At 57.1% G+C, this 25,072-nt stretch carries 26 protein-coding genes; 17 read left to right on the top strand and 9 right to left on the bottom strand.

From position 1 onward, the window contains the following. Window positions 1-10 precede the first annotated feature (10 nt). Both fimI and fimA read right to left on the bottom strand, forming a co-directional pair. Window positions 11-556 (bottom strand): type 1 fimbrial protein subunit FimI, encoded by a 546-nt coding sequence (gene fimI / locus A4308_RS09350; RefSeq protein WP_014882843.1) that lies wholly within the window; start codon window positions 554-556, stop codon window positions 11-13. Between the two features lie 67 nt (window positions 557-623). After that, window positions 624-1,187 (bottom strand): type 1 fimbrial major subunit FimA, encoded by a 564-nt coding sequence (fimA, locus tag A4308_RS09345; protein ID WP_014882842.1) that lies wholly within the window; start codon window positions 1,185-1,187, stop codon window positions 624-626. Window positions 1,188-1,496: 309 nt separating this feature from the next. Here fimA and folD point away from each other — a divergent pair, with 309 nt between their 5' ends. The 5 genes from folD to A4308_RS09320 all read left to right on the top strand — a co-directional run bounded on the left by folD (window position 1,497) and on the right by A4308_RS09320 (window position 6,063). Next, complete coding sequence (gene folD / locus A4308_RS09340) at window positions 1,497-2,363, top strand: bifunctional methylenetetrahydrofolate dehydrogenase/methenyltetrahydrofolate cyclohydrolase FolD (protein WP_014882841.1); 867 nt, start codon at window positions 1,497-1,499, stop codon at window positions 2,361-2,363. A 1-nt stretch (window position 2,364) separates the two neighbouring features. Then, window positions 2,365-2,577 carry a ribosome-associated protein YbcJ gene (ybcJ, locus tag A4308_RS09335; RefSeq protein WP_004143016.1) on the top strand — a complete coding sequence of 71 codons (213 nt, stop codon included), beginning with the start codon at window positions 2,365-2,367 and terminating at the stop codon, window positions 2,575-2,577. Between the two features lie 282 nt (window positions 2,578-2,859). Further along, on the top strand, window positions 2,860-4,359 hold the full coding sequence (locus A4308_RS09330) for a PTS transporter subunit EIIC (RefSeq protein WP_014882840.1): 1,500 nt from the start codon (window positions 2,860-2,862) through the stop codon (window positions 4,357-4,359). 86 nt (window positions 4,360-4,445) lie between these two features. After that, window positions 4,446-5,462 (top strand): Mal regulon transcriptional regulator MalI, encoded by a 1,017-nt coding sequence (gene malI / locus A4308_RS09325; protein ID WP_014882839.1) that lies wholly within the window; start codon window positions 4,446-4,448, stop codon window positions 5,460-5,462. Between the two features lie 73 nt (window positions 5,463-5,535). Next, a complete protein-coding gene (locus tag A4308_RS09320; protein WP_045134738.1) occupies window positions 5,536-6,063 on the top strand; it encodes a metal-dependent hydrolase in 528 nt (175 codons plus the stop codon). 89 nt (window positions 6,064-6,152) lie between these two features. Here A4308_RS09320 and cysS read toward each other — a convergent pair whose 3' ends face one another. Then, window positions 6,153-7,538: a cysteine--tRNA ligase gene (cysS, locus tag A4308_RS09315; protein ID WP_014882837.1), complete on the bottom strand. Its 1,386-nt coding sequence runs from the start codon at window positions 7,536-7,538 to the stop codon at window positions 6,153-6,155. A 175-nt stretch (window positions 7,539-7,713) separates the two neighbouring features. Here cysS and ppiB point away from each other — a divergent pair, with 175 nt between their 5' ends. From ppiB to mnmH, 6 genes are all read left to right on the top strand, one after another. After that, window positions 7,714-8,208 (top strand): peptidylprolyl isomerase B, encoded by a 495-nt coding sequence (gene ppiB, locus A4308_RS09310; RefSeq protein WP_014882836.1) that lies wholly within the window; start codon window positions 7,714-7,716, stop codon window positions 8,206-8,208. A gap of 3 nt (window positions 8,209-8,211) precedes the next feature. Beyond that, window positions 8,212-8,934 (top strand): UDP-2,3-diacylglucosamine diphosphatase, encoded by a 723-nt coding sequence (gene lpxH / locus A4308_RS09305; protein WP_045281673.1) that lies wholly within the window; start codon window positions 8,212-8,214, stop codon window positions 8,932-8,934. Between the two features lie 137 nt (window positions 8,935-9,071). After that, complete coding sequence (locus A4308_RS09300; protein WP_023336837.1) at window positions 9,072-9,281, top strand: YdgH/BhsA/McbA-like domain containing protein; 210 nt, start codon at window positions 9,072-9,074, stop codon at window positions 9,279-9,281. Between the two features lie 170 nt (window positions 9,282-9,451). After that, window positions 9,452-9,961 carry a 5-(carboxyamino)imidazole ribonucleotide mutase gene (purE, locus tag A4308_RS09295; protein WP_045281674.1) on the top strand — a complete coding sequence of 170 codons (510 nt, stop codon included), beginning with the start codon at window positions 9,452-9,454 and terminating at the stop codon, window positions 9,959-9,961. Continuing rightward, the gene (gene purK, locus A4308_RS09290) at window positions 9,958-11,025 is read left to right on the top strand and encodes a 5-(carboxyamino)imidazole ribonucleotide synthase (protein WP_014882833.1); all 1,068 of its coding nucleotides are present in this window, start codon (window positions 9,958-9,960) and stop codon (window positions 11,023-11,025) included. Before purE ends, purK begins: the two co-directional genes overlap by 4 nt. Before the next feature lie 94 nt (window positions 11,026-11,119). Beyond that, a complete protein-coding gene (gene mnmH / locus A4308_RS09285; protein WP_045281675.1) occupies window positions 11,120-12,190 on the top strand; it encodes a tRNA 2-selenouridine(34) synthase MnmH in 1,071 nt (356 codons plus the stop codon). 87 nt (window positions 12,191-12,277) lie between these two features. On the opposite strand, the gene A4308_RS09280 is transcribed toward mnmH, so the two are convergent. The 3 genes from A4308_RS09280 to ybbA all read right to left on the bottom strand — a co-directional run bounded on the left by A4308_RS09280 (window position 12,278) and on the right by ybbA (window position 16,703). After that, window positions 12,278-13,423 carry a porin gene (locus A4308_RS09280; protein WP_014882831.1) on the bottom strand — a complete coding sequence of 382 codons (1,146 nt, stop codon included), beginning with the start codon at window positions 13,421-13,423 and terminating at the stop codon, window positions 12,278-12,280. A 182-nt stretch (window positions 13,424-13,605) separates the two neighbouring features. Then, window positions 13,606-16,020, bottom strand: coding sequence for a putative ABC transporter permease subunit YbbP (gene ybbP / locus A4308_RS09275; RefSeq protein WP_045281676.1), 2,415 nt, complete (start codon window positions 16,018-16,020; stop codon window positions 13,606-13,608). Next, complete coding sequence (gene ybbA, locus A4308_RS09270) at window positions 16,017-16,703, bottom strand: putative ABC transporter ATP-binding protein YbbA (protein WP_045281710.1); 687 nt, start codon at window positions 16,701-16,703, stop codon at window positions 16,017-16,019. The genes ybbP and ybbA overlap by 4 nt, the downstream gene beginning before the upstream one ends. On the opposite strand from ybbA, the gene tesA reads away from it, so the two are divergent. The 3 genes from tesA to A4308_RS09255 are packed head-to-tail and all read left to right on the top strand — an operon-like array spanning window position 16,674 to window position 19,009. Next, window positions 16,674-17,297 (top strand): multifunctional acyl-CoA thioesterase I/protease I/lysophospholipase L1, encoded by a 624-nt coding sequence (gene tesA, locus A4308_RS09265; RefSeq protein WP_045281711.1) that lies wholly within the window; start codon window positions 16,674-16,676, stop codon window positions 17,295-17,297. The genes ybbA and tesA overlap by 30 nt on opposite strands. Window positions 17,298-17,325: 28 nt before the next feature. Beyond that, complete coding sequence (locus A4308_RS09260) at window positions 17,326-18,096, top strand: SDR family oxidoreductase (RefSeq protein WP_014882827.1); 771 nt, start codon at window positions 17,326-17,328, stop codon at window positions 18,094-18,096. A 58-nt stretch (window positions 18,097-18,154) separates the two neighbouring features. Next, window positions 18,155-19,009 (top strand): co-chaperone YbbN, encoded by an 855-nt coding sequence (locus A4308_RS09255; RefSeq protein WP_014882826.1) that lies wholly within the window; start codon window positions 18,155-18,157, stop codon window positions 19,007-19,009. 86 nt (window positions 19,010-19,095) lie between these two features. Here A4308_RS09255 and fetB read toward each other — a convergent pair whose 3' ends face one another. Together fetB and fetA are read right to left on the bottom strand one after the other, a co-directional pair. Next, a complete protein-coding gene (fetB, locus tag A4308_RS09250; RefSeq protein ID WP_063308499.1) occupies window positions 19,096-19,878 on the bottom strand; it encodes an iron efflux ABC transporter permease subunit FetB in 783 nt (260 codons plus the stop codon). Beyond that, window positions 19,871-20,542 (bottom strand): iron efflux ABC transporter ATP-binding subunit FetA, encoded by a 672-nt coding sequence (gene fetA, locus A4308_RS09245; protein WP_045281677.1) that lies wholly within the window; start codon window positions 20,540-20,542, stop codon window positions 19,871-19,873. The genes fetB and fetA overlap by 8 nt, the downstream gene beginning before the upstream one ends. A 136-nt stretch (window positions 20,543-20,678) precedes the next feature. On the opposite strand from fetA, the gene A4308_RS09240 reads away from it, so the two are divergent. Together A4308_RS09240 and A4308_RS09235 are read left to right on the top strand one after the other, a co-directional pair. Continuing rightward, a complete protein-coding gene (locus A4308_RS09240) occupies window positions 20,679-21,593 on the top strand; it encodes an SPFH domain-containing protein (RefSeq protein WP_008499312.1) in 915 nt (304 codons plus the stop codon). Further along, complete coding sequence (locus A4308_RS09235; RefSeq protein ID WP_023332259.1) at window positions 21,590-22,042, top strand: NfeD family protein; 453 nt, start codon at window positions 21,590-21,592, stop codon at window positions 22,040-22,042. The genes A4308_RS09240 and A4308_RS09235 overlap by 4 nt, the downstream gene beginning before the upstream one ends. On the opposite strand, the gene cueR is transcribed toward A4308_RS09235, so the two are convergent. After that, window positions 22,039-22,449: a Cu(I)-responsive transcriptional regulator gene (gene cueR / locus A4308_RS09230; protein WP_014882822.1), complete on the bottom strand. Its 411-nt coding sequence runs from the start codon at window positions 22,447-22,449 to the stop codon at window positions 22,039-22,041. The genes A4308_RS09235 and cueR overlap by 4 nt on opposite strands. Window positions 22,450-22,557: 108 nt before the next feature. Here cueR and copA point away from each other — a divergent pair, with 108 nt between their 5' ends. Beyond that, on the top strand, window positions 22,558-25,056 hold the full coding sequence (gene copA / locus A4308_RS09225) for a copper-exporting P-type ATPase CopA (RefSeq protein ID WP_045281678.1): 2,499 nt from the start codon (window positions 22,558-22,560) through the stop codon (window positions 25,054-25,056). The last annotated feature ends 16 nt before the right edge of the window (window positions 25,057-25,072 follow it).

The raw sequence follows: 25,072 nt of genomic DNA, 5'->3' as shown, positions 1-25,072 counted from the left end.
TTCGCAGGTGTTATGGATAAATCAACGTAAACCAGACATCCGACTGAATATTGCCTGGCACGAGGTGTTCGGAAATAGCGCGATAGCGGGCGCTAAAATGAAATGCGAGCTCGCTGGTATTCACCGGCAACCAACTGACGGCCGTTGCATTTGGGATAATCTGACGCTGCTGTTCATCAAAAAGCGCCAACCCCACGCCGCTGCTGACAGGTGTTTCGCCTGGCCGCGATGTCGCCAGAAAAACCTGCGGATCTTCCTCTGGTGTAACACCCTGAAACTGGATCCCTACGGTGCGCGAGACATCCACGCTGCAATCCAGCAGTCGCACGGTGAAGGGCACGTTAACCGTTGAGAAACTGCCCACACCGGAAAATGAATTGGTTCGGTACTGCCCCATGTCGATGCGCATATTCTGGCTGTCGGGCGCCACGGCGCAGCCGCCGTTTACCAGCTCCCCGCGAAGATGCACTTTGCCACCGTCGATCACCACGGTATGTGCCGATGCCGGGCCAGCCATCGCAAGGGTTAACAGCAGTAGTGTTCCAGTCCTTGTCATCCTTCATTCCTGGCATTTGCGTATGACGGCCTCATCCCTGAGGCCTGAACATCCTTGTGCGAGGGAATTATTCGTATTTCATTACGAAGGTGGCGTCAGCGTTCGCCTGGCCAGGCTCAGTGGTCGCAGCCGTTGATTTATAACGCGCGGTGAATTTCAGGGTGTTAGTCCCTTCAATCAGCGTCTGAGCGGCAGAGAAGGTCGCACCGTCTGGGGTCAGCACGCTGGATTTGCTGTCGAGGATCTCGATACCCACGCCTTTTGCGGTGTTGTCGTTGTTACCGGACGTCACGGCCAGCAAGGTTTTGTCGGTTGGGTCGATCTGACCGGTGAAGGCAACCGCAGCGGTTTTAGCTACCAGCGGATCGCAGTCATTCAGCTCAATGTTGAATGGAATATTAGAGGTGGTGTCGCCCACTTTGGTGAATTTCGCGGTACGATACTGACCGAGATTAACGGTCTGCTCGGAAGAATCAGTATTTACTGAACAAGCAGCATTAACCAGTTCACCTTTAAAATGCACGGTACCGCCATTTACGGTAACCGGCGTGGCTGGATCTTCAGCATGGGCGGCACCCGCGACCAGGGCCAGTGTAGCAATAACAGTAGAAGCAATGTTGCTGAGTTTCATGTCTATTCCTTTAAAATGTAAATAACCCTTCCCGCGAAAATCGGGAATAAGAAATACGTTCAATTGATTAATTGAAAGCTTATTTCGGAGGAGACAAAGTAGCGCAGGAATAGGTTTTTAAATATGTCAAAACGCTGCCATTTCGCCAGGTCACATCCTAATACTGCCTAAGAAATTGACCACCCACTAAGAAGGGTTTTTGCGTCTCGCTGATAAAAACGCGTAAAGGGTGACTGACAGCGGCGCTCGCTTCTGACAAAATACAGGCAATCCCCCCTTTCAAACGTTACAGACGGAATCATCTCTCTGATGGCAGCAAAGATAATTGACGGTAAAACGATTGCGCAGCAGGTGCGCTCTGAGGTCGCGGAAAAAGTGAAGGCGCGTAAAGTTGCCGGAAAACGCGCTCCCGGGCTCGCCGTTGTGCTGGTTGGTAGCAACCCGGCATCGCAGATTTATGTCGGTAGCAAGCGCAAAGCGTGTGAAGAGGTGGGGTTCGTCTCCCGCTCTTACGATTTGCCTGAAACCACCAGCGAAGCGGAGCTGCTGGAACTGATTGACACCCTGAACGCCGATAAAGAGATCGACGGTATACTGGTTCAATTGCCGCTGCCAGCAGGCATCGACAACGTGAAGGTGCTGGAGCGTATCGCCCCGGATAAAGACGTTGACGGTTTCCATCCGTACAACGTGGGTCGTCTGTGCCAGCGCGCGCCGCGTCTGCGCCCATGTACCCCGCGTGGTATCGTGACGCTGCTGGAGCGCTATAACATCGACACTTACGGTCTTAACGCCGTTGTCATCGGTGCGTCCAACATCGTGGGCCGCCCGATGAGCATGGAGCTGCTGCTGGCTGGCTGCACGACCACCGTGACCCACCGCTTCACCAAAAACCTGCGTCACCACGTCGAGAACGCCGATCTGCTGATCGTGGCGGTTGGCAAGCCGGGCTTTATTCCTGGAGAGTGGATCAAAGAAGGCGCAATTGTCGTGGACGTCGGTATTAACCGTCTGGAAAACGGCAAAGTGGTCGGCGACGTGGTATATGAAGATGCGGCGGCACGCGCCTCTTACATCACGCCAGTACCGGGCGGCGTAGGCCCAATGACCGTAGCAACACTGATTCAGAATACGTTGCAGGCATGCGAAGAGTATCACGACGTAGAGGACGCGTAAGATGGCGACATTTTCATTAGGTAAACACCCGCACGTAGAGCTGTGCGATCTGCTGAAGCTGGAAGGCTGGAGCGAAAGCGGCGCGCAGGCCAAAATCGCCATTGCCGATGGACTGGTAAAAGTCGACGGCGCGGTGGAAACCCGTAAGCGCTGCAAAATTGTCGCGGGCCAGACCGTGAGTTTTGAAGGACAGAGCGTGACGGTTACGGCCTGAGCCGTCTGATGCCCGGTGGCGCTGCGCTTACCGGGCCTACGTACTGTCTCCATTTGTAGGCCGGGTAAGGCGAAGCCGCACCCGGCGATTTCTCTCACCATCCCCCCACAATCATCACGGTTAATTATCGATCAACTTCAAATAATCACTATTTCATCTGTTGAAAGGTGAGAATTCAGTTGCGCGTATTTCAGGCTTTCTCCACGATAAGTAGAACGTTCTACTAAAACGTTCTACTTACAATAACAGCGCCAAAAAAAGCGCTACTCGGGGGAAATCAGCATGGGTCTGATATCAGGGTTTGTTAAATCGCTGTCTAAGTTATCGATGATTGGTCGCGCCTTAATGCTGCCAATTTCACTGCTTCCCGCTGCGGGCCTGCTGCTGGCCTTCGGCGACAAGTTCCATCTGCCGCTGATGATGAACGCGGGCGGGGTGATTTTTGACAACCTGCCGATGCTGTTCGCCATTGGCTCCGCCGTGGGCCTGGCGTCAGAGTCCGGTATTGCGGCGCTCTCTGCGGCGGTCTCGGTGTTTGTCACCAACATCACCATCAGCACCGTGCTGAGCATCACGCCGGAAATGGCCTCGCAGGGCGGGAAATACGCCATGGTGGTCGGCATACCCACGCTGCAGATGGGCGTCTTCGGCGGCCTGATCTGCGGTATCCTTGCGGCCTGGTGTTTTAACCGCTTCCACACCATGCAGCTGCCGGAGTTCCTTGGCTTCTTCTCCGGTAAGCGCTTCGTGGCGATTGCCACCGCGTTCCTCTCGTTCCTGATGGGGCTGTTGCTGCCGTACGTCTGGCAGCATATTCAGGCCGGTATCGACGCACTCTCGGTGATTGTTAACGGCGATAACCAGGCGGCCTCGACCTTTATCTTCGGCCTGGTGGAGCGTGCGCTAATCCCCCTCGGTCTGCACCATATCTGGTATCCGTCGTTCTGGTATTCGTTTGGGGATTACACAACTCAGGCAGGCCAGGTGATACATGGCGACCAGACCATCTGGTTCAAGATGCTGGAAGAAGGGGTGAAATCCTTCAGCAGCGACACCTACCAGAACGCCGGTAAATTCATGCAGGGTGAATTCCCGCTGATGCTGTTCGCGCTGCCTGCGGCGTGCCTGGCGATGTATCACGAAGCCCACACGAAAAACAAAAAGATTGCGGCCGGTATTCTGTTCTCGGCGGCGCTCACCTGCTTCCTGACGGGGATCACCGAACCGGTAGAGTTTACCTTTATCTTCGTGGCGCCGATTCTCTACGTCTTTAATGCCATCATGGCGGGCCTGGCCTACATGACCATGTACCTGTTGCATGCGCATATCGCCAAATCGTTCTCGGCGGGCTTTATCGACTACCTGTCGTTCGGGATCCTGCCGTCCTTTAACGGTTACAAGACCAACTTCCTGAATGCCATTATCATCGGCATTCCAATGGGGCTGATTTACTACTTTACGTTCCGCTTCGTGATCCGTCGCTTCGACGTCAAAACCCCGGGTCGTACCGATGTCACTGCCAATGCAAATGACAAGTCCGATTCCGAACTTGCCACAGAGATTATCAGCCTGCTGGGCGGCGCGCAGAATATTGATTCCGTTGGCTCCTGCATTACCCGCCTGCGTCTGGAAGTGGCGAAAAGCGAGGCAGTGGATAAAGACGGCCTGAACGGACTCGGCGCCCGCGGCGTGGTCTTCGTTGGCGACAACGGTATTCAGGTGATTTTCGGTGCCAGAGCACAGTTTATCGCCCAGACCATGTCCACCATGATTGGCAAATAATAAGATGCCGGCGTGATGCGTCTCCTGTACGCTGGGGGACGCATTACTTTATCTGGCTGATAATCGGTTAATTTCAGGGAGCGGTTTTGAAGAAAGTCAGCATTATTGATGTCGCAAAGCACGCGGGCGTCTCGGTCTCGACCGTTTCACTGGTGCTGCGCCAGAAAGGGAAAATCTCAGAGGCAACGATCGGGAAGGTCAACGCCGCCATCACGACGCTGGGCTATGTTCATAACGTCGCCGCTGCCAACCTTCGCGCCAACACCTCTAATTTAATTGGCCTGATCCTGCGGGACTTCAGCGACAGCTTTTCCATCAAGGTGATGGCGAGCATTGTTCAGGAGCTGGAGAAGCAAGGCTATATGGTGTTTCTCGGTCAGCCACTGAATGACCGTGAACATCTTGAACGCACCCTGCTCTCGTTTAAGCAGCAGGGCGTGGCGGGTGTCATCTATCTGGCGTCCGACACCCGCACCGCAACGCTGCCGGAACACATTCGCCACTGCCCGCTGCCGTTGGTGGTCGTATCCCAGTCGTTGCTGGATGAAAAATGTAACCTGGTCATGCGCGATAACCGCCAGGCCGCGAACCTGGCCGCGCGCTATCTTATCGAGCGCGGACATCGCAATATTGCCTACATTGGCGGGCGCGACGGCTGTCTTCTCCGCGAGCAACGTCTGCTCGGTTTTCGCAGTGCCATGACGCAAAGCGGGCTGGTCTGGCGTGACGAATATTCTCCCGCCTGCCCCGATGATACCCAGGCGGCGGCGATGGCAACGCGCCAGTTGCTTGAGAAGAACAACACCATCACCGCACTGCTCTGCCACTCCCCGGATGCCATGCTCGGCTCCATCTCAGGCATTCACCAGGTGGGGCGTACGGTGGGTAAAGATGTGTTTCTGACGCAGCAGGTCGCGCTGGTCGGTTTTGAAGATATGCTTCACGTTAACCTTACCTCACCGTCGTTGACCTATGTCTCCTCAGCGAGCGATGAAACCGGGCGTCAGGCGGCAGGGCTGATTATCCGTAAGCTGAAAGAGCCAGATCTGCAAACGCAACGCATCACCCTCTCCGGGCAGCTTATCGCACGCGAGTCGGCGTAAAATCAGAATATAGCACAGCGTATTTTCCGCCATTACCCTGCTATATTTCCATGATTTGCCATGGATAAATGCAATGCCTACCGTTATCACTCACGCAGCTGTTCCCCTTTGCCTGGGCTTAGGCCTGGGAAGTAAAGTTATCCCTCCCCGCCTGTTATTTGCCGGAATTGTCCTCGCCATGCTGCCGGACGCCGACGTGCTGGCGTTTAAGTTCGGCGTTGCTTACGGCAATGTTTTCGGCCATCGTGGCTTTACCCATTCCCTGCTGTTTGCCTTTGTGGTGCCGATACTTTGCGTGCTGATTGGCCGACGATGGTTCAAAACCCCTCTGACGCGCTGCTGGCTTTTTTTGACCGTGTCACTGCTGTCTCACAGCCTGCTGGATTCCGTGACGACCGGCGGAAAAGGGGTCGGCTGGCTGTGGCCGTGGTCAGATGAACGCTTCTTTGCCCCGTGGCAGGTGATAAAAGTCGCGCCGTTTGCCCTGTCGCGCTATACCACGCCGTACGGACATCAGGTGATCATTTCAGAGTTGCTGTGGGTCTGGCTGCCGGGAGTGGTGCTGATGGGGTTGCTGTGGTGGAGAAAACGTGCGCGCTGATGCCCTCACCCCGGCCCTCTCCCACAGGGAGAGGGAGAAAACCTAACAATTCCCTCTCCCTGTGGGAGAGGGTTAGGGTGAGGGGAAAATTACTTACGACGCCAGGTGGTGCCCTGCGGGCCGTCTTCCAGAATAATCCCCATCTCTGTCAGGCGGTTACGTGCCGCATCTGCCGCCGCCCAGTCTTTCGCCTGACGCGCTTCCAGACGTGCCTTGATCAAGGCTTCAATTTCCGCCACTTCGCCGTCGTCCGCCTGCGCACCGCTCTGCAGGAAGGCGTCTGGCTCCTGCTCCAGCAGGCCGAGCACGGAAGAGAGCTTACGCAGATGAGAGGCCAGCGCATTCGCCGCCGCCATATCTTCTGACTTCAGACGGTTCACTTCGCGCGCCATATCGAACAGCACGGAGTAGGCTTCCGGAGTATTGAAGTCGTCGTTCATCACCTCAACAAAGCGGGCTTCGAAGGCGTCGCCGCCTGCGGCAGGAACAGACTTGTCGGTACCGCGCAGCGCGGTATACAGACGTTCCAGCGCCGAACGCGCCTGCTTCAGGTTCTCTTCGCTGTAGTTCAGCTGGCTGCGATAGTGGCCGGACATCAGGAAGTAACGCACGGTTTCCGCATCGTAATACTTGAGCACGTCGCGCACGGTAAAGAAGTTGCCCAGCGATTTTGACATCTTCTCGCGGTCAACCATCACCATTCCGGAGTGCATCCAGTAGTTCACGTACTCGCCGCCGTGGGCACAGGTGGACTGCGCAATTTCGTTTTCGTGGTGCGGGAACATCAGATCCGAACCGCCGCCGTGAATGTCGAAGTGTTTGCCCAGCTGTTTGCAGTTCATCGCGGAACATTCAATGTGCCAGCCCGGACGCCCTTCACCCCACGGAGATGGCCAGCTTGGCTCACCCTCTTTGGACATCTTCCACAGCACGAAGTCCATCGGATTACGCTTCACGTCGACCACGTCCACGCGGGCCCCAGCCTGCAGCTGATCCAGATCCTGACGGGAAAGCGCACCGTAGGTCGGGTCCGTTGGCACGGAGAACATCACGTCGCCGTTATCCGCCACATAGGCGTGACCGCGTGCGATCAGCTTCTCGGTGATCTCAATGATTTCGTGAATATGGTGAGTTGCACGCGGCTCGCTGTCCGGACGCTGAATGTTTAAAGCGTCGAAATCTTTGTGCATCTCGACAATCATGCGATCCACCAGCGCAACAAAACTCTCGCCGTTTTCATTCGCGCGTTTGATGATTTTGTCGTCGATGTCGGTGATATTGCGGACGTACTTCAGGTTGTAGCCTAAAAAACGCAGGTAACGAGACACCACGTCGAAGGCAACGAAGGTACGGCCATGGCCGATGTGACAGAGATCGTAAACGGTAATACCACACACGTACATGCCGACTTCCCCGGCATGAATAGGTTTAAATTCCTCTTTTTGGCGCGTCATTGTATTAAAGATTTTTAACATCGAAGATTCCATGTAAACACGTGTGTGGGTTGTTTGTTCCCTATAATACCTATAATTCGGAATAGGATCAGCACACAATGCAAGGTGATCGCGTCCTGTGGTTATGCTATAACAAGCCCCTATATGTGACCCGAACGCGGGTCGACGTACCACAATAACGGAACAGGATGCAAAAATGGTTACTTTCCACACTAATCATGGCGATATCGTAATCAAAACCTTTGATGACAAAGCGCCTGAAACAGTTAAAAACTTCCTGGACTACTGCCGCGAAGGTTTCTACGACAACACCATTTTCCACCGCGTGATCAACGGCTTTATGATCCAGGGTGGCGGTTTTGAACCGGGTATGAAGCAGAAAGCGACGAAAGAAGCGATCAAAAACGAAGCCAACAACGGCCTGAAAAACACCCGTGGCACGCTGGCAATGGCCCGTACCCAGGCGCCTCACTCCGCGACCGCGCAGTTCTTCATCAACGTGGCTGATAACGACTTCCTGAACTTCTCCGGCGAAAGCCTGCAGGGTTGGGGCTACTGCGTGTTCGCAGAAGTGGTTGAAGGTATGGACGTGGTCGATAAGATCAAAGCCGTCTCTACTGGCCGCAGCGGCATGCACCAGGACGTTCCTAAAGAAGACGTTGTGATTACAAGCGTGACCGTCAGCGAGTAATTCGTGGCGACACTCTTTATTGCGGATCTGCATCTGCAAACAGAAGAACCGGCGATCACCGCCGGTTTTCTGCGTTTTTTACGCGGTGAAGCGAAAAGCGCCGATGCGCTGTACATCCTGGGCGACCTGTTTGAAGCCTGGATTGGCGACGATGATCCTGACCCGCTGCATCGTGAAATCGCCTCCGCCATTAAGGCGCTGGTTGATTCCGGTGTCCCCTGCTATTTCATTCACGGCAACCGTGATTTTCTGCTCGGCAAGCGCTACGCCCGCGAAAGCGGCATGACGCTGCTGCCGGAAGAACAGGTGCTCGACCTCTATGGCCGCAGGCTGCTGATTATGCACGGCGATACGCTCTGCACGGACGATACCGGCTATCAGGCGTTTCGCGCCAAAGTTCACACCCCCTGGATCCAGACGCTGTTTCTTGCCCTGCCGCTCTTTATCCGTAAACGCATCGCAGCCAGAATGCGTGCGGGCAGTAAAGCCGCTAACAGCAGTAAATCCATGACCATCATGGACGTCAATCCGCAGGCCGTAGTGAGCGTAATGGAAAAACATGGGGTTCAGTGGTTAATCCACGGTCATACCCACCGCCCTGACGTTCATTCCCTTCTTGCCAACGGCGAATCGGCCCATCGCGTTGTACTGGGTGCCTGGCACAGCGAAGGTTCCATGGTCAAAGTGACGCCTGAGGGTGTTGAGCTGATTGCGTTTCCGTTTTAACCCCTCACACCATCATTCTATTTTTTTGAACAATATCAGCAAATTGTTTCGATTTTAATCAGCCCGTGGTCGGCCTATTATTTATCACATCAGGGCAACACGCCCTATCACAGATAAAATACTTTAGGAATACGACCATGAAATCCATCAAAACTTTCGTTGCAGTTGCCGCTCTTTCCCTGGTATCTTTCGGTTCTTTCGCTCAAAGCGTGAGCGCAACCGCCTCAACCCTTGACCGTGCAGAAGCGAAAATTGCCGCGCAGGCTGCTGAACAAGGCGCGTCTTACAAAATCACGAGCGCCCAGTTCAACAACCGCGTACACATGACGGCAGAACTGACTAAATAATGATTGCCCATCGACGAAAACAGACCGCCAGATGCGGTCTGTTTTGTTATGCCTTACGGCCTACAACGGCTCAAGATTTAACCGCGCAACCGTTTTCCTTGCCCGTATAACATGCTATTCTCTGTGCCCTCGAAAGCAGTGTGTTTCGCACCACAGGAGTTTTAAGACGCATGTCTTCCCGCAATAATCCGGCGCGTGTCGCCATCGTGATGGGGTCCAAAAGCGACTGGGCTACCATGCAGTTCGCCGCCGAAATCTTTGAAATCCTGAATGTTCCGCACCACGTTGAAGTGGTCTCCGCGCACCGTACACCGGACAAACTATTCAGCTTCGCCGAAAGCGCCGAAGAGAATGGCTATGAGGTGATCATTGCCGGTGCGGGCGGCGCAGCACATCTGCCCGGCATGATTGCCGCTAAAACCCTGGTACCGGTTCTCGGTGTCCCGGTCCAAAGCGCCGCGTTAAGCGGTGTGGATAGCCTCTACTCCATCGTCCAGATGCCGCGCGGAATCCCTGTCGGCACGCTGGCGATTGGTAAAGCGGGTGCGGCTAATGCAGCCCTGCTGGCGGCGCAAATTCTTGCGACGCGCGATAAAGCATTACACCAGCGTCTGGCGGAGTGGCGTAAAGCCCAGACCGATGAGGTGCTGGATAATCCAGACCCGCGGGGTGCGGCATGAAGCAGGTTTGCGTCCTCGGTAACGGCCAGTTAGGCCGCATGCTGCGCCAGGCCGGTGAACCGCTGGGTATTGCCGTCTGGCCTGTCGGGCTGGATGCCGAACCGGAAGCGGTACCGTTCCACCAGAGCGTGATCACCGCCGAGATCGAACGCTGGCCGGAAACCGCGCTGACCCGCGAGCTGGCTCGCCATAACGCCTTCGTTAACCGCGACGTGTTTCCGATCATTGCCGACCGTCTGACGCAAAAGCAGCTGTTCGACAAGCTCGGTCTGGCGACCGCGCCGTGGCAGCTGTTGTCCGATAAAGGCGAGTGGAATGACGTGTTCGCGATGCTGGGCGAGCTGGCGATCGTGAAGCGCCGCGTCGGCGGCTACGACGGCCGCGGCCAGTGGCGTCTGCGTGCGCACGAAACCGCGGAGCTGCCGGACGACTGCTACGGCGAGTGTATCGTTGAGCAGGGCATCAACTTTAGCGGCGAAGTGTCCCTGGTTGGCGCACGCGGGCATGACGGACACACCGTCTTTTATCCGCTGACGCATAACCTGCATCAGGACGGCATTCTGCGCACCAGCGTCGCCTTCCCTCAGGCAAATGCCGACCAGCAGGCGCAGGCGGAAGACATGCTCTCAGCCATAATGCACGAGCTGGGTTACGTGGGCGTGATGGCGATGGAGTGTTTTGTTACCCCATCCGGCCTGCTGATCAACGAGCTGGCGCCGCGCGTGCATAACAGCGGCCACTGGACGCAAAACGGCGCCTCCATCAGCCAGTTCGAGCTCCACCTGCGTGCCATCACCGATCTGCCGCTACCGCAGCCGGTCGTGAACAGCCCGTCGGTAATGATCAACCTGATCGGGACCGATCTGAACTACGACTGGCTCAAGCTGCCGCTGGTGCATCTGCACTGGTATGACAAAGAGGTCCGCCAGGGTCGTAAAGTGGGTCACCTGAACCTGAACGATAGCGACACGGGCCGTCTGAGCGCCACCCTGGAAGCCATGATCCCTCTCCTGCCGCCGGAATACGCGAGCGGCATTGTCTGGGCTCAGTCAAAGCTTAAATAAGCGATAAGTGCCGGGGAGTTGATCTTCCCCTTCCCCGGCCTCTCCTCTCGCGCGTAAAATCCCCGCCATTGCTGGTTTTATTTCTGGAATACCCATGAACGATGGAACGGACTATCGCGCGATCCTCGCGTCTGATACCCCTTTAATCGACGTTCGCGCGCCGATAGAATTTGCCCAGGGCGCGATGCCCGCCGCCCTTAACCTGCCGCTGATGAACGACGACGAACGCGCCGCCGTGGGCACCTGCTATAAACGTCAGGGCCCCGAGGCCGCACTGGCGCTCGGCCACAGTCTGGTCAACGGCGAGACGCGTGAGGCGCGCATTAACGCCTGGCGTGAAGCCAGCCTTGCTCACCCTGAAGGTTATCTCTGCTGCGCGCGCGGGGGCCAGCGTTCACATATCTCACAGGCCTGGCTGAAAGAGGCCGGTGTCGATTACCCGCTGATCCGCGGCGGCTATAAAGCCCTGCGCCAGACGGCGATTCAGGTGACGATTGAGCAGTCGCAAAAGCCGATGGTGCTTATCGGCGGCTGTACCGGAAACGGGAAAACCCTGCTGGTGAAGCAGCATGCGCAGGGTATCGATCTGGAAGGGCTGGCGCACCACCGCGGTTCGTCCTTTGGCCGCACGCTCACTCCGCAACTGTCCCAGGCCAGCTTTGAAAATCATCTTGCCGTCGAGCTGTTAAAAAAAGATGCCGCACGCTGGGTGCTGGAAGATGAAGGTCGAATGATTGGCTCCAACCACCTGCCGGAGTGCCTGCGCGACCGCATGAATGAAGCGCCCATCGCGGTTGTCGAGGATCCGTTTGATATTCGTCTTGAGCGTCTGCGCGAAGAGTACTTCGATCACATGTGGGCGGATTTTTCTGCCGCTTATGGTGAAGAGGCCGGCTGGAAAGAGTACAGCGCGTATCTGCACCACGGACTGTTCGCCATTCGCCGCCGCCTGGGGCTACAGCGTTTTGCGGAACTGACTGCCCTACTCGATTCCGCGTTGCTTGAACAGCAACGGACGGGCTGCACCGAGGTTCACTTTAGCTGGCTTGCGCCCCTGCTTAACGACTATTACGACCCGATGTACAGCTATCAGCTTGAGAAGAAAGCGGAGAAGATTATTTATCGCGGCACGTTCGCAGAGGTTGCGGACTGGTTGAATCGCTGAAAAAAGCCGGGTGGCGGCTACGCCTTACCCGGCCTACGCGTGCTTTTGTAGCCCCGGTAAGCGCGGCGCCACCGGGGAACAGACGACTTAGAAGTCGTAACGCAGACGCACCAGGTTCATGTCACCCAGGTTGTCGGTGCTGGAGGTGAACACGTGTTCGTAATCCACGCGGAAACCGTAATCCAGCTGGAAGCTGATACCCACGCCATTGTCGATGCGCTGGTAGTTACGGCCATTCACATATTCAATGCGGTCGCCCATGAAGTAAGGCTGGATGGATTTCACCGCATACTGGCCGATCGGGAATTTATACCCTGCGAAGTATTCAATACCCCACGCGTCGCCCGCAAAGTAGTCGTTAACAGACACTTTTTTGGTGGTCAGGAAGTTCTGATACCAGCCACCGCCTGCGGAGAAGGTCCAGTTGTCCGGCGTCCAGCTCAGCGCGGTACCGAGGATGTTCTGGTCGTAGGTTTTGCTGTCGCCGTTGTCCGGGTTACGCATGTCCGCACGGGTGTAGTTCCACGCTGCGCCCCAGGTCAGGTCGGTGGTCAGGTGGTAATCCAGGCCCAGTGAACCGCCGCCTTTACGCTTATAGCGCAGGCCGTTACCCGGCAGGTATTCGCTGTCTTCAAACAGGTAAGATGCATAGATGTCGGCATCACCCACGGTTTTCTTGTATTTCAGCATCTGGCGTGAACGGTAAGAACCGTCGTAGTCGCCGTTGATCCCGTTACCTGGTGCCTGAGCAATCATGTCGTAGTCCCAGATATCGGTTTTCGCGCCCACCACATCATAGTAAACGCTGTTCTGTTGACCGAAGGTCAGCGTACCCCAGGTATCGCTCTTCAGGCCGGTGTAGAGCATACGGCGAGTGGTATCGTGTGCGCCGTCTGCATAGTGATGATCCCAGTTAAACTGGGCAGGGATGTTCACACCCAGTTCGTAGTAGCTTATCCAGCTAATATCATCAAACAGGTAGTAATCAGCCGCGAAACGGAAACGGGTACCACCGTCAAAGCCGTTACGTTTGTAGCTGTTTTTACCGTCGTCGCCGGTCATGTTCTGGAACTGAGGACGAATGCTGCCGCCAACGGTAAAGTTCAGACGGCTCAGCGGGTTACCCGCCTGCGGATCCTGTTTAAGAACGGTGATTTCCGCCTGAGAAGCGAAGGTCGTTAATGCCACTGCCGCGCCAATCGTTACCGCCAGCGCTGATTTTTTTATAGTCATTATTTTTCCTTAATAGACACGCTGCTAAATATTTAGCGGGTGAATATTAACTGGAAATAATCGGGCTGTGTGGACGGGTTTTTAATGTTTTGTGCTACTAAATACGTGGGTATTATCACTTTGTGCTTTTAAAATATTGCACACCGGCATAAAAACCGGCGTGCAATTATCACGGAGCTGGATTACCCCATAAACTGCCGGAACAGTGCTTTGCCCCTTAACAGGCGCGTTCCGAGCCAGCCCCCGCAGAGGGAGAGCAGCACCGCGCCGCAGAGAGGCAGAATCAGCCAGAGACGCCAGTCAGGCTCCCACGGGAAGTCGAAGACACGTGTCTGCAACACCGCCAGCGCCGTCTCGGCGCCAATCGCGGCCACCAGACCGGCCACCAGCCCCAGCAGCGCAAACTCGCTCCAGAGCGTCATCCGCAGCAACCGCTTCCCGGCCCCCAGCGTGCGGTAGACCACCAGCTCCTGATGGCGCTGACGCATGCCCACCTGCACCTGGGCCAGCAGCAACAGCACGCCGCAGATGGTCACCAGCACCACCATGACCTCCAGCGCGCGGCTCACCTGCTCCAGTACCTGTCCCACCTGCTTCAGGATCGCCCCAATATCCAGCAGGCTGACCGTCGGGAATTCCCGGTTAAGCTGCGTCAGCATGCCGTTGCCATTTTCCCAGCGGAAGCTGGTCAGCCAGCTTTGCGGCTGTCCATCCAGCGCCCCCGGCGGGAAGATAAAGAAGAAGTTGGGCCGCAGGCTTTCCCAGTCCACCTTTCGCAGGCTGGTGACTTTGGCGGTAAAGTCCTGGGTATCGCCGGTGAAGGTCACGCTGTCCCCGAGCTTCACGTTCAGGCGCACCGCCAGCCCTTCCTCCATTGATACCTCCCCCACTTTCGGCGGCCAGGTGCCTGCCGTGATCGGGTTATGGTCGGGCCGTTTCTCCTGCCAGGTCAGGTTAAGCTCGCGGTTCAGCGACTCGTCCTTGTTCCCCTCCGTCGACCGCCCGTTGATTTGCGTCAGACGGGCGCGAACAATCGGATAAAACGACTCCGGGACAATATGATGCTCAGAGAGGAAACCCTTCAGCGGCGTAACCTGCTCAGGCGCGATATTGATCAGAAAATAGTTCGGACTTTCCGGGGGAAGCTGCTGCTGCCAGCGATCCAGCAGATCGCCCCGCAGCACCAGCAACAGGGCCAGCAGCATAAACGACAGTGAAAACGCCGACAGCTGGCTGAGCGTAGACCAGGGCTGATGCAGCAGACGATTAACGGCCAGGCGCACGGGTAGCGATTTCACCGTCAGCCTCTTCAGAACGTTGAGCAGTATCCAGCCCAGTACGCCGCACAGCAGCGCCAGCACAACCGCACCGGCCAGCACCGCCCACAGCAGCGTGCTGCCGCCCATCAGCCAGGCCAGCAGCCCCACCGCGACCGCAATAATCACCGGAAGGTAGAACTTCAGCGGCCAGACGTTCGCCACCACATCATTACGCAGCACGCGCAGCGGCTGCGTCGCGAGCAGCAGCCGGTAGGGCCGCAGCCCCACCAGCACCGAGATCACGACCATCGCGCCAATCGCCCACAGCCACGGCCAGAAGCTGGCCGGTGGCAATGCGGACGGAAGCACCGGTTTTAACATCACCATCAGCAGTTTTTCAAACAGCAGCCCTATGATTCCGCCAGTGAACACTGACAAAACCAGCAGCATTAGCCACTGGCCGACGATCAGCTTGCGTAGCTGCGCCCGTCCCGCGCCGAGGGTTTTAAGGATCGCCACCCGATCGTAGCGGCTGCGGCAGTAATGCCCCATCGCCACCGCCACTGCCGCTACCGCCAGCAGCAGGGTTAAGAGCGCCGAAAGCAGCAGGAACTGCTGAGAGCGCTCCAGAGATTTACCGAGCGCCCCCTCGTCCTGCTCTAGCCCGTACCAGCGGTGCTCCGGTTTAAGCTGCGGGAGCAGCCATTTTTCATACCCATCAAGCTGGGCTGGCGTGCCGCCAAACTTGTAGCGCCAGGTGACGCGGCTGCCCGGCTGGACAGCATGGGTTGCCGGAACATCCGCCGTGTTCATCAGCAGGCGTGGCGCAAGCTGGAAGGGGTTAAAGCCGGAGTCGGGCTCCTGCACCACCTCCCCGGCAATTTTCAGCGTGGCATCGCCCACGTCAATACTGTCACCGGCTTTCAGGTTCAGAAGCGCCATTAAACGCGATGCCAGCAGCACCGTGCCGGGCGTTGGTTTTAACCCCGGCGGACTGGTTTGTAAGTCACCGTACATCGGGTAGACATCATCCACGGCTTTCACGCTGGCGAGCTGCGGCGTGTCCCCCGCAAAGGTCATGGTCTGGAAGGTGATTTGCTCCCCCACCTTCAGCCCTGCTTTGTGCGCTTCCTCAATCCAGCCCGGCGGAACAGGACGCGAGCTTTGCAGCGCCCGGTCCCCGGCCATAAACTCCCGGCTCTGCTGGCTGAGCCCTTTTTCCATACGGTCGCTGACGCTGCCGAGCGCCAGCACGCAGGCCACCGCCAGGCTTAACGCCAGCCAGACAATCAGCAGCGAGGGCGAGCGCCACTCGCGCCAGAACCAGCGGGCAATCATGCTTCCTCCTGAAGCGTACCGTTGACCAGCCGCAGACGTCGGTCGCAGCGGGCGGCCAGCTGCGGATCGTGGGTCACGAGGATCAGCGTGGTACCGTGTTCACGGTTAAGCGAGAACAACAGATCCGCGATTTTGTCGCCGGTTTTACGGTCAAGGTTGCCGGTGGGTTCATCAGCAAACAGCACTTCCGGGCGGCCATTAAAGGCGCGCGCCAGCGCCACACGCTGTTGCTCCCCGCCGGAAAGCTGTGCGGGAAGATGGCTGAGGCGCTTGCCCAGACCGAGCTGTTCCAGCAACGCCTTCGCATGGGCGCGGCCTTCGCGACTCTTTTCACCGCGCAACAGCGCCGGGAGTTCGACGTTCTCCAGCGCGTTCAGCGTGGGGATCAGCATAAAAGACTGAAAGACAAACCCGATGTGGCGCGCACGCAGCGCAGCACGCGCCTCTTCATCAAGCTGGTGCAGCGGCTGCCCGACAAGATGGACCTCGCCGCTGCTCCCGTCGTCCAGACCGGCCAGAATCGCCAGCAGCGTGGACTTGCCGGAACCGGATTCGCCAATCAGCGCGATGGTTTCAGCGCGTTTGACAACGAGTTCAACTCCAGTAAGGATGGAAAGCTCGTGTTCCCCCTGACCGACGGACTTCTTAAGACGATGAACTTCAACACTGTTTTCCGCTGGCATTTGCCCTTCCTGTTCTTGATTCTGATGACCTTCCGCGCGGCGGCAGCGGACACGTTACTGATTCTCGGCGACAGCCTGAGCGCGGGCTATCGCATGGCGGCCAGCGCAGCCTGGCCCGCTCTGCTCAACGATAAATGGCAGAGCAAGACGACGGTTATCAACGGCAGCATCAGCGGCGATACCTCGCAGCAGGGCCTGTCGCGCCTGCCAGCGCTACTCAAACAGCATCAGCCGCGCTGGGTGCTGGTTGAGCTTGGCGGCAACGATGGATTGCGCGGTTTCCAGCCTCAGCAGACGGAACAGACGCTGCGCACCATTTTGCAGGACATCAATGCGGCAAACGCCCAGCCGCTGCTGATGCAAATTCGCCTGCCCGCTAACTACGGTCGTCGGTATAATGAAGCCTTTAGCGCGATCTACCCTAAGCTTGCCAAAGAGTTTGATATTCCGCTGCTGCCATTTTTCATGGAAGAGGTCTATCTCAAACCCCAGTGGATGCAAGACGACGGGATCCACCCCAATCGCGATGCGCAGCCGTTTATTGCCGACTGGATGGCAACGCGGCTGGCTCCTTTAGTTAAACATGACTCCTGATTAAGCGGAGATCCTGACAGGTAAAGTTATGCAAAAATCGGTCTTAATTACAGGATGTTCCAGCGGAATCGGTCTTGAAAGCGCGCTCGAATTAAAGCGTCAGGGATTTCGGGTGCTGGCGGCCTGCCGCAAACCCGACGATGTCGAACGCATGAACGGGCTGGGCTTTACCGGCGTGCTGCTGGATATGGACTCCCCGGAAAGCGTCGAACGCGCCGCCGATGAGGTGATAGCCCTGACCGACAATCGTCTGTACGGGCTTTTTAATAATGCCGGTTACGGCGTGTATGGCCCGCTGGATACGCTCTCGCGCGAAACGCTGGAAAAGCAGTTTTCAACCAACTTCTTTGGTGTCCACCAGCTCACCATGCGTCTGCTCCCCGCCATGCTGCCGCACGGCGAGGGGCGCATCGTGATGACATCGTCAGTTATGGGTCTGATATCAACGCCCGGCCGCGGCGCCTACGCCGCCAGCAAATATGCGCTGGAGGCCTGGTCCGACGCCCTGCGCATGGAGTTACGTCACAGCGGCATTAAGGTCAGCCTGATTGAACCCGGCCCGATCCGCACCCGCTTTACCGAAAACGTTAACCAGACGCAGGCGGATAAACCGGTCGAAAACCCCGGCATTGCCGCACGATTTACGCTCGGGCCCGAAGCGGTGGTTGCCAAAGTGCGCCATGCTTTTGAGAGTGAACATCCCAAAATGCGCTACCCGGTAACGCTGGTCACCCATGCCGTTGGCTGGTTAAAACGTCTGCTACCGGGCCGGATGATGGACAAAATTTTACACGGTTGAGTTGAAGCGACAGCGCTCACCCCCATGTAAATAACAAACCGATAAAAGAGAAGGCCGCATGTCCGTACAGAATATCGTCAATATTACTGAAGCAAACCTGCAACAGATCCTCGAACAGTCGATGGCAAAACCCGTGCTGTTCTACTTCTGGTCTGAACGCAGCCAGCACTGTTTACAGCTGACGCCGGTGCTGGAAAGCCTTGCCGCGCAGTACAACGGTCAGTTCATTCTTGCCAAACTGGACTGTGACGCAGAGCCGATGGTGGCGTCTCAGTTTGGTTTGCGCGCCATCCCTACCGTCTACCTGTTCCAGAACGGTCAGCCTGTTGATGGCTTCCAGGGGCCACAGCCGGAAGAGGCCATTCGCGCCCTGCTGGATAAAGTCCTCCCGCGCGAAGAAGAGCTGAAAGCGCAGGAAGCCATGGCGCTGATGCAGGAAGGCAAATACGACGAGGCGCTGCCGCTGCTTAAAGACGCGTGGCAGCTCTCGAATCAGAACAGTCAGATTGGCCTGCTGCTGGCGGAAACGCAGATTGCTCTGCACCGTTCAGAAGACGCCGAAGCCGTGCTCAAAACGGTTCCCCTGCAGGATCAGGACACCCGCTATCAGGGGCTGGTCGCGCAGATTGAACTGCTGAAACAGGCGGCAGATACGCCGGAAATTCAGCAACTGCAGCAGCAGGTCGCTGACAACCCGGCCGATGCGGCTCTGGCAAGCCAGCTGGCGCTGCAGCTGCATCAGGTGGGGCGTAACGAAGAAGCGCTTGAGCTGCTGTTTAGCCATCTGCAAAAAGACCTCGCTGCCGCAGACGGTCAGGCGCGCAAAATGTTCCAGGAGATCCTGGCCGCGCTGGGCACCGGCGATGCGCTGGCGTCGAAGTATCGTCGTCAGCTGTACGCGTTGCTCTACTAACAAAAAAATGCCCGGTGGCGCTTCGCTTACCGGGCCTGGAAAAGTGCGGATCGTAGGCCGGGCAAACGCAGTGCCGCCCGGCATAATCACCGCACGTTTTTCAACTGCGTCACCACCAGCTGATGGCTCGCGTTGTAAAACTTCCGATAGGTCAGGTAACAGGCAATGATGGTGGACAGGCTTGCCGTTGAGAGCAGCATAAACGTCACCATAATCTGATACTTAATCGCTTTTACCGGATCGATACCGGCAAAAATCAGCCCCGACATCATGCCCGGCAGGCTCACCAGCCCGACCGTTTTGGCTGAATCTACCGTGGGGATCAGCGATGAGCGAATGCTCTCACGAATCAGCCGCGCGGAGGCCACTTTAGGCGTCGCTCCCAGGCTTAATTTCTCCTGTAGCTGCTGCTGTTCACTGCTGAAGCGCTGGCCGAGATTGTTATAACACAGCCCAACGGCCACCATGGCGTTCCCGGCAATCATCCCTGAGATAGGGATAACCTGCATCGGCGTAAACTCAATTGAGCCGGAAAGCACCAGTACCGCCAGCGTTAATGCGGTTCCGGTGGTAATGGCGATAAACGACGAGACAAACGCCTTATCGATGTATTTACTGCGCTTTTGCGCGTTCCACGCCGCATTGAAGCAGATAAACAACACCATCAGCAGCGTCAGCACCGCGTGGTTGACGTTGAAAATATACTTCAGCACATAGCCGACAATAATGAGCTGAATCACCGCGCGGCAGATACTCCACACAATGTCCTTTTCCAGCCCCAGCTTTTCACGGTAGCTGACGACAATCGCGATCAGCACCAGCACCATCGAAAACGCCAGAGATTCGTTCGTAATATTGTGCTCACCCACGGTTTGCCTCCTGCATTTTTCCGCCATGCGGCTGGAGCGTCAGTACGTCATCCGCATGGGTAATTTCGTTAGCGTCATGCGTCACCCACAGCACGGCAATATTCTGCTCGCGGACGTAACGATGAATGATTTCATTGACGTTGCGCTTGTTGGCATCATCGAGCGCGCTGGTGATCTCATCGAGCAGTAACACCTTCGGTAAGAACTGCAGATTACGGATCAGCGAGACGCGCTGCTTTTCGCCGCCCGACAGTTCGGAAACGGACTTTGTCAGCGTGTCCGGCGGCAGATTGAAGCGTGCCAGGTCGGCGGAAAACCGTTCAGGATCGGGCGTCTTATGTCGGATCTGCCAGGGGAAAAGCAGGTTATCGTACACCGTGCTGTCGAACAGGCTCGGGGTTTGCACCGAATAAGAGACCTGCTGGCGGTAAGCCTCGGGTGAAAGCGTTGAAATATCCTTCCCCTCAAAGAAGATCTTTCCCGACGTTGGCGTGAGCAGCGACGCAATGATTTTAAGCAGCGTACTTTTCCCGCAGCCTGAGGGGCCGGTAATCAGTCGAAACTCGCCCGGCAAGAGGCTAAAACTGACATTATTCAGAATGGTGGTACCGCCTGTGCGGTAGCCCATGTCCTCGATGGTTAATACCGCGCTGTTATCCTTCATGTGATCTTCTGCCTTTATCCCAATAATGAGCAGTAGTTTACGGCGATGAGTGATAATAAAGCGACTTTCCTCGTATACTTAGGATCAACAAAAAGTGATTTCATTTCTGCCATAGCATGCAAAACAGGAGGTTTTTATGCTCATCGTTGTTCCTGTCCTTATCTTCGTTGCGCTGGTTATCGTCGGCGCAGGCGTCAAAATTGTCCCTCAGGGTTATCAGTGGACCGTCGAGCGCTTCGGCCGCTATACCAACACGCTACAGCCTGGCTTGAGCCTGATTGTCCCGTTCATGGATCGCATCGGTCGCAAGATCAACATGATGGAACAGGTGCTGGATATCCCTTCTCAGGAAGTGATCTCCAAGGATAACGCCAACGTTACCATTGATGCCGTCTGCTTTATTCAGGTGATTGATGCGCCGAAAGCGGCCTATGAGGTGAGCAACCTGGAGCTGGCGATCGTTAACCTGACGATGACCAACATCCGTACCGTGCTTGGCTCGATGGAGCTGGACGAGATGCTCTCCCAGCGCGACAGCATCAATACCCGCCTGCTGCACATTGTCGATGAGGCCACGAACCCGTGGGGGATCAAAGTCACCCGTATCGAGATCCGCGACGTGCGCCCGCCGGCAGAACTGATCGCCTCCATGAACGCCCAGATGAAGGCTGAGCGAACCAAGCGTGCCTATATTCTGGAAGCCGAGGGGGTGCGTCAGGCCGAAATCCTCAAAGCGGAAGGGGAAAAGCAGTCGCAGATCCTGAAAGCGGAAGGCGATCGTCAGTCCGCATTCTTACAGGCAGAAGCGCGTGAACGTTCTGCAGAGGCGGAAGCCCGCGCGACCCAGATGGTATCCGAGGCGATTGCCGCCGGTGATATCCAGGCCGTGAACTACTTCGTCGCGCAAAAATATACCGATGCACTGAAAGAGATCGGCTCCGCGAACAACAGCAAAGTGGTGATGATGCCGCTGGATGCCAGCAGCCTGATGGGCTCTATCGCAGGGATTGCCGAACTGATTAAAGACAGCGGAAACGAGCGTAAAAAATGATTGAACTGATCGTCGCACATCCTCATGCGTTCTGGCTAAGCCTCGGTGGCTTACTGCTGGCCGCCGAGATGCTGGGCGGCAACGGTTACCTGCTGTGGAGCGGTGTTGCCGCGGTCATTACCGGCCTGGTCGTCTGGCTTCTGCCGCTTGACTGGGCATGGCAGGGGGCGCTGTTTGCCGTGCTGACGCTGGTGGCCGCCTGGCTGTGGTGGCGCTGGCTGAACCGACAGGTAAGCGAACAGAAACCGCTGGATGCCCACCTTAACCAGCGCGGACAGCAGATCGTCGGCAAGCGTTTTACGCTCGACACCCCGCTGGTGAACGGGCGCGGGCATATGCGCGTAGGTGACAGCTCGTGGCCGGTGGTGGCCGACGACGACCTCAGCGCCGGAACACGGGTTGAGGTCATTGCGGTAGAAGGCATTACCCTGCGGGTAAAAGCCTGTTAAGCGTGGGTTTTGCGGTGGCAGCAGCCGGCAAGATTGTCGATAATCGGGCAGTCGGCGCTGTCATCACCCGGACAGGAATCCGCCAGCTGTAACAGCTGTTCACGCATCGACTGTAATTCGATGATATGGCGTTCGATCTCCGCCACTTTTTCCAGCGTGCGTTTTTTCACGTCGGCACTGTGGCGCTTCGGATCGTTAAACAGGTTTACCAGCTCGCCGCACTCTTCCAGGTTAAACCCCACCTGCCTTGCCTGGCGCAGTAACGTCAGTTCATCAAGATGTCGTTGCGTGTAGCTGCGGTAGCCGTTTTCACTGCGCAACGGCGGCGTTACCAGCCCTTTCTCTTCATAAAAGCGAATGGCTTTGCTGGTTAAGCCGGTTTTTTTTGCCACGTCACTGATATTCACATTTCCCCCTTGACCTTCCCCTTGATGGAAGGTTTAACCTTCATAACAGTTAGCGAAAAGCGTTACTCCGGTCAACAACTGACCAGTTCATTATACGGGAGTTTTGTTATGTCTCACACTATTGACCTGACGCTGGACGGCCTCTCCTGCGGCCACTGTGTCAAACGCGTTAAAGAAAGCCTGGAACAGCGTCCTGATGTTGAAAGCGCTGAGGTGACTATCGACCATGCCGCCGTGACCGGCAGCGCCAGCGCGGATGCGCTGATCGATACCATTAAACAAGCGGGTTATGGGGCGGAGCTGAGCCACCCAAAGGCTAAACCGCTGGCAGAGTCATCATCCCCGTCGGAAGCACTGACAGCGGCCACTCCTGAGCTTCCGGCAGCGGATGATATTGATGACAGCCAACAGCTGCTGATCAACGGTATGAGCTGCGCCAGCTGCGTCTCCCGGGTACAGAATGCCTTACAGGCGGTACCGGGCGTCGCACAGGCACGGGTAAACCTTGCGGAGCGTACTGCGCTGGTGATGGGCAGTGCCTCCGCCGCAGAGTTAGTGCAGGCCGTGGAGAAAGCGGGCTACGGCGCAGAGGCCATCGAAGATGATGTCGAACGCCGCGAGCGCCAGCAGGAAACGGCTATCGCCACCATGAAGCGCTTCCGCTGGCAGGCGATTGTCGCCCTGCTGGTGGGGATCCCGGTGATGGTGTGGGGCATGATGGGTGACAACATGATGGTCACCGCCGACAACCGCACGCTGTGGCTGGTGATTGGTCTGATTACCCTTGCGGTCATGGTGTTTGCAGGCGGCCATTTCTATACCAGCGCCTGGAAGAGCCTGAAAAACCGCACCGCGACGATGGATACGCTGGTCGCACTCGGTACCGGCGCGGCGTGGCTCTATTCAATGAGCGTTAACGTCTGGCCGCAGTGGTTCCCGATGGAAGCGCGTCATCTCTATTATGAAGCGAGCGCGATGATTATCGGCCTGATTAACTTAGGCCATATGCTGGAAGCCCGCGCCCGTCAGCGCTCCTCCAAAGCGCTGGAACGATTACTCGATTTAACCCCACCGACGGCCCGCGTGGTCACGGACGAGGGGGAAAAAAGCGTCCCGCTGGCGGAAGTGCAGCCCGGCATGACGCTGCGTTTGACCACCGGCGATCGCGTGCCCGTTGACGGCACGATAACCCAGGGTGAAGCCTGGCTGGATGAAGCGATGCTGACCGGGGAACCCATCCCTCAGCAGAAATCCGACGGCGATGCCGTCCATGCCGGCACGGTCGTTCAGGACGGCAGCGTGCTGTTCACCGCCAGTGCGGTTGGTAGCCATACTACGCTGTCGCGTATTATCCGAATGGTGCGCCAGGCCCAGAGCAGCAAGCCGGAGATTGGCCAGCTTGCTGACCGAATCTCGGCCATTTTTGTGCCGGTGGTGGTCGGTATTGCCCTGCTGAGCGCGGCGATCTGGTATTTCTTCGGCCCTGCGCCACAGATTGTCTACACCCTGGTGATTGCCACCACGGTGCTGATTATTGCCTGCCCATGCGCGCTTGGCCTGGCCACGCCGATGTCCATTATCTCCGGCGTAGGCCGTGCCGCCGAATTTGGCGTGCTGGTCAGGGATGCGGACGCACTGCAGCGGGCCAGTACGCTGGATACGCTGGTGTTTGATAAAACCGGCACGCTGACCGAGGGGAAACCGCAGGTTGTGGCCGTGAACACCGCAGGCATCGCGCAGGAGGACGCGCTGCGTCTCGCCGCCGCGCTGGAGCAAGGCTCCAGCCACCCGCTGGCGCGCGCCATTCTCGAGAAAGCGAATGCTGCGGCCCTGCCGCAGGTCAGTAACTTCCGCACGCTGCGCGGGCTCGGTGTCAGCGGTGAAGCCGAGGGGCATACGCTGCTGCTGGGTAACCAGGCCTTACTCAATGATAATGGTATTGATACCGCGGCGCTGGAAAGCGAACTGAAAGCGCAGGCATCTCAGGGGGCAACCCCGGTTCTGCTGGCGGTGGATGGCAAAGCCGCTGCCCTGCTGGCCGTGCGCGATCCACTTCGTCAGGACAGCGTGGATGCCCTGGCGCGTCTGCACCGCGCGGGCTATCGCCTGGTGATGCTGACCGGGGACAACCCGACGACGGCAAACGCTATTGCGAAAGAAGCCGGTATTGATGAAGTCATTGCAGGCGTTCTGCCGGATGGCAAAGCGGATGCGATTAAGAACCTGCAACGCCAGGGACGTCAGGTGGCGATGGTGGGCGACGGCATCAACGATGCCCCGGCGCTGGCCCAGGCAGACGTCGGTATCGCCATGGGGGGCGGGAGCGATGTTGCCATTGAAACCGCCGCCATCACGTTGATGCGCCACAGCCTGATGGGCGTTGCCGATGCGCTGGCCATTTCGAAAGCCACGTTGCGCAACATGAAGCAGAACCTGCTGGGGGCATTTATCTATAACTCGCTCGGTATTCCAATTGCCGCCGGCATTTTGTGGCCGCTGACCGGCACGCTGCTTAACCCGGTGGTTGCAGGTGCGGCAATGGCGCTCTCCTCCATCACCGTGGTGAGTAATGCCAACCGCCTGTTGCGCTTTAAACCGAAAGATTGAACCTTGTTCTCGTACG

This window comes from Enterobacter sp. ODB01, assembly GCF_001623605.1.
GTDB classification, from domain to species: domain Bacteria; phylum Pseudomonadota; class Gammaproteobacteria; order Enterobacterales; family Enterobacteriaceae; genus Enterobacter; species Enterobacter kobei.
The sequence above is the reverse complement of the archived record's forward strand: the minus strand, read 5'-3'. Positions and strand labels throughout refer to the sequence as shown.